This window comes from Methylobacterium goesingense (assembly GCF_022179225.1).
Lineage (GTDB): Bacteria > Pseudomonadota > Alphaproteobacteria > Rhizobiales > Beijerinckiaceae > Methylobacterium > Methylobacterium goesingense.
This window is the reverse complement of record NZ_BPQL01000032.1, coordinates 1-2,833: the sequence shown is the minus strand read 5'-3', so window position 1 is coordinate 2,833 and position 2,833 is coordinate 1. Positions and strand designations below refer to the sequence as shown.

At 60.0% G+C, this 2,833-nt stretch carries 4 protein-coding genes; all 4 read left to right on the top strand.

The features are described 5' to 3' along the window. A partial coding sequence (locus MFF30_RS07225) for a hypothetical protein (RefSeq protein ID WP_238278249.1) occupies positions 1–334 on the top strand: 334 nt, incomplete at its 5' end. 96 nt (positions 335–430) lie between these two features. After that, complete coding sequence (locus MFF30_RS07220; protein WP_238278248.1) at positions 431–1,084, top strand: nucleotide-binding protein; 654 nt, start codon at positions 431–433, stop codon at positions 1,082–1,084. Further along, entirely contained in the window at positions 1,081–1,398 is a 318-nt protein-coding gene (locus tag MFF30_RS07215) for a ribbon-helix-helix domain-containing protein (protein ID WP_238278247.1), read from the top strand. The genes MFF30_RS07220 and MFF30_RS07215 overlap by 4 nt, the downstream gene beginning before the upstream one ends. Positions 1,399–1,929: 531 nt before the next feature. After that, positions 1,930–2,607, top strand: a complete 678-nt coding sequence (locus tag MFF30_RS07210; RefSeq protein ID WP_238278246.1) for a transcriptional regulator — start codon at positions 1,930–1,932, stop codon at positions 2,605–2,607. Positions 2,608–2,833: the final 226 nt, after the last annotated feature.

Below are 2,833 nucleotides of genomic sequence, written 5' to 3'. Positions count from 1 at the left end.
AGACCTGCACAGAACAAGGAAAACGGATCCATCACGCATATCCTCAGCGACTCAGTCTCGCCAAGGACACAACCTGCGAGACCTGCAACACATCCCTCAAAAACGATCCACCCCGCAAAATCTGATGCAATATGCGCCGGCCTCAATGCAGGCTGAGCGCCGCATGTTACCACATGCCAAGATACCCAAATCGCCTGAAATCCTTGATCGAACCGGCTTCGATATGTCGGTGAAACGTTCGAGAAGGGCCTTTCCCACATGTTTCGCTCCTCTGCTTTCCAAGCGTGCAAAATTTCATACGGTGCTAGCACCGTATGAAAATAGCAAAATATAACTCTAAAAGACAACGGTCGTAGCGCATAAATATTGTAGGAAGTACGATGCTTCGGGCGTTCGGCTATGGATGCTGTCCACAGGAGGAGCACGGACGTTGCACGTCATCGCCTTTACGAGCCGGAAGGGCGGCAGCGGCAAGAGTACGCTCTGCGCGCACCTTTCCGTCTATGCCGATGCGCCGGATGCGCCGGCTCTCCTGATCGACTGCGATCCGCAGGGAAGCTTGTCCCTCTGGCACGAGCTCCGTCGGGCCGCGACGCCGATCCTGGCGCGGTGCGAGGCCCGCGAGCTCGCCGACACCGTCGAGGCCGCCCGCCAGGATGGCATCTCGTGGGTCATGATCGATACTCCTCCCCACAACACGGCCGATATCGCCGCCGCCCTGCGTGTCGCTGACCTGGCGGTGATTCCGTTTCGTCCAGCCGTGTTCGACATCGCGGCCGTGGCAGCCACCCTCGATATGGCGCAGGCAATCGGCAAGCCGGTGCTACCCGTGATCAACGCTGCCCCACCCCGTCGCGGCACCCAAGCCGGCCACGTAGTCACGGAGGCTCGTGAAGCCCTCCTGGCGATGGGGGTCACGCCCTGGATCGGCCAGATTACCAGCAGGGCAGCCTTCGCCCATGCGCTAGCCAGCGGACAGGCGGTGGGGGAATTCGAACCGGGGAGCGCCGCTGCCGCCGAGATCGCGGAGTTCTGGCAGGAGACCCGTCGCGCATGCGGCCTCAAGAAGGGACGGACACGATGAGCAAAAAGCCGAGCTTTGCCAATCTGGGGACACGCTTGACCCAGAAGCTGGTCGAGATGCCTCCGGTGGCTACCCCGAATCAGTCGGAGCCACCGCGGAGAACGGCCGCTGTTCCAGCAAAGGCGCTTCCCGCCAAGAAAAAGGCCCGAAGCCGTCAGCCGGACGGGCGTCGAGGTATTCTTGTGCGGGCTCGCCCCGAGGCCTGGAAGGCCTTGAAGCAGATCGCCCTCGACGGTGACCGGACCCTGCAGGACGTGATGACCGAGGCGATCAACGACATCCTCACTAAGAACGAAAAGCCCCCGCTTGCCTGAGTTTTGAAAGGCTTAGGCATTATACGGCAATACGCCACTTAATCACTAGGCACGTAAATTTGTAGAAGAATATTGCCCTAGTTTGATAGCAAAATAGCAAAAATTCAGGGCGGTTTGCCGCCCCGGCGCCTTCTGCATCGTCGATCAGAGTTAAAGCGGTACATTCCGGCGTTGACTCAACGCCCTCTACCAGTCGAGATGACGCGTCTGGTCAAACTCACATTACGTGAGTCGCTGGCGAACCACCACCGAGAGACGCTGCCGCGCGAAAGACTTAAGCCAAAATGCCAACGGCCCCACCCTTGCCGGAGTGGGGCCGTCGATTTGGTAAAACTGAGGGGAAAAACACAACGCTCCTCAGACACCATAGCTCCTCGCAGGAGTCAATCGGGATTTTGTCCCGAGTCGATGGCGCTTTGCCTTTTGACGAGTCCGCCTTCCAGGAGGGCTCCCTGCTTTGACGCGGCCCAAAACAGGGCTGTGACGATGTTTGCAAATGAACTCAGGTCCGCGATCGAGTCCGCCCCGCGGATGGCCTTGGGCAAGTTAGCCGTGCTGCTGTGGAGGGCCTTCAGCGCGGCCCAGATCACGGAGGCCGAGGCGGACGAGCTCTCGAACCTCATCGAGATCCGCAAGGTCGTCCCCAAAGCCCCCCCGGAACCGCATAGGAAGGCCGTAGGCTCGCGTCCGATCACAAACAGCAGTCTTGCACGTCGTCGCCGCTGGGCATCTTCCGGGCGGCTTCCTCCAGCTCTGGCCGCCCTTTTCACCCAAGGCGAGGCGGCCGTCCTCGCCGTTATCGCAGAAACGGTGGTCCGGCACGGGGATTGCCGTCACTGTAACGACTTCATCGCGGCCCTGGCGGGGGTCAGCCGTTCCATGGTGAAGAACGCCCTCCGGCAGGCCAAAATCCTGGGCCTGATCACGGTAGAGCAGCGCCGTCTCGCCGCCTGGCGCAACGACACAAATATCGTACGGATCGTCTCTCCGGAATGGCAGGCCTGGAACCGCCTAAAACGCCGCTCGATCCCTGAAGGAGGTGGGGTCAAATCTGTGACCAGCTCAAATACCAAACTTATAAACAGGGGAAAAAAGCGGGGATTGAGGGGGCAAAAAGGGCTACCGAAGCGGGGGAGACGGGGACGGAAAAACGAGCCCGACGAGAACCGGACCGCTGAGTATGATCTCAAGGGGACCGCACAGGCTTAATCGGACGGAATTGGTTCACCGAATGGTCCAGCTGCGAACCTTGGACGGTCTGGATTCCTCAGGGAGTGGATCCGGAGGGTCGAGGGCTGCCCACAGAGCACATCACGCCGCCTCTTCCGTCGAGTTGCTCATGCCGGACGAAGTCTCGGCTGAACCAAATTGCGGCATGTGCGTTTTCTCCTCCTACAGGTGTTGACGGTTCTGAGCCGGATCCGTATATCCCTGT

Bases quoted from the DNA above. Each gene is read 5' to 3' on its own strand.
- MFF30_RS07210 (WP_238278246.1), top strand. From the start codon at position 1,930: ATGGCCTTGGGCAAGTTAGCCGTGCTGCTGTGGAGGGCCTTCAGCGCG.
- MFF30_RS07215 (WP_238278247.1), top strand. From the start codon at position 1,081: ATGAGCAAAAAGCCGAGCTTTGCCAATCTGGGGACACGCTTGACCCAG.